Consider the following 902-nt stretch of genomic DNA (forward strand, 5'->3'; position numbering starts at 1 on the left):
TATTAATTAAACGTGAGGTTTTATATGTGGTGGGTGATACTGGACTTGAACCAGTGATCCTCGCCATTATTTGTGAAGGGTGGCGATGCTCTTTTTTTCAACTGAGCTAATTATTAATTAAACGTAAGGTTTTATATGTGGTGGGTGATACTGGACTTGAACCAGTGACCCTCGCCTTGTAAGGGCGATGCTCTCCCAACTGAGCTAATCACCCACATATAATTTTGATTAAATGGTGGGTCGTACTGGACTTGAACCAGTGACCCTCGCCTTGTAAGGGCGATGCTCTCCCAACTGAGCTAACGACCCCATATAATCAATTACTAAACTTTACGATAACCATTTTATAAATGGTGGGTCGTACTGGACTTGAACCAGTGACCCTCGCCTTGTAAGGGCGATGCTCTCCCAACTGAGCTAACGACCCGTAAAGTTTTATATCTAAATGGTGGGTGATACTGGACTTGAACCAGTGACCCTCGCCTTGTAAGGGCGATGCTCTCCCAACTGAGCTAATCACCCATTTAGATATCATGTAATATGCACCATTCTAAGAATGGTGGGTCGTACTGGACTTGAACCAGTGACCCTCGCCTTGTAAGGGCGATGCTCTCCCAACTGAGCTAACGACCCATATTACAAATTTAAAACGCTACTATTAAAATAAATAGTACTGGATTTTAACCAGTGAACCTCGCCGTTAGTTGTAAATAGCGGTGATGCTCTCTTTTCTTGTAACTGAGCTTGTGACCCATATTACAAATTTAAAACATGCAACTACTAATATAATAACAGGTTTTATATGTGGTGGGTGATACTGGACTTGAACCAGTGACCCTCGCCTTGTAAGGGCGATGCTCTCCCAACTGAGCTAATCACCCACATATAAATTAAAACGCTAC

6 tRNA genes are annotated in these 902 nt (G+C 42.8%); all 6 read right to left on the reverse strand.

The features are described from left to right. Window positions 1–138: 138 nt before the first annotated feature. The 6 genes from H5200_RS23230 to H5200_RS23255 all read right to left on the reverse strand — a co-directional run bounded on the left by H5200_RS23230 (window position 139) and on the right by H5200_RS23255 (window position 881). A tRNA-Val gene (locus tag H5200_RS23230) sits at window positions 139–214 on the reverse strand. A gap of 19 nt (window positions 215–233) precedes the next feature. Further along, window positions 234–309, reverse strand: a tRNA-Val gene (locus H5200_RS23235). Window positions 310–351: 42 nt separating this feature from the next. Then, a tRNA-Val gene (locus H5200_RS23240) sits at window positions 352–427 on the reverse strand. 19 nt (window positions 428–446) lie between these two features. Further along, window positions 447–522: transfer RNA gene (locus H5200_RS23245), tRNA-Val, on the reverse strand. A gap of 35 nt (window positions 523–557) precedes the next feature. Next, a tRNA-Val gene (locus H5200_RS23250) sits at window positions 558–633 on the reverse strand. Between the two features lie 172 nt (window positions 634–805). Beyond that, window positions 806–881, reverse strand: a tRNA-Val gene (locus H5200_RS23255). Between the last annotated feature and the right edge of the window lie 21 nt (window positions 882–902).

Source organism: Pseudoalteromonas sp. SG43-7 (assembly GCF_014164295.1).
Classification (GTDB): Bacteria; Pseudomonadota; Gammaproteobacteria; order Enterobacterales; family Alteromonadaceae; genus Pseudoalteromonas; species Pseudoalteromonas rhizosphaerae.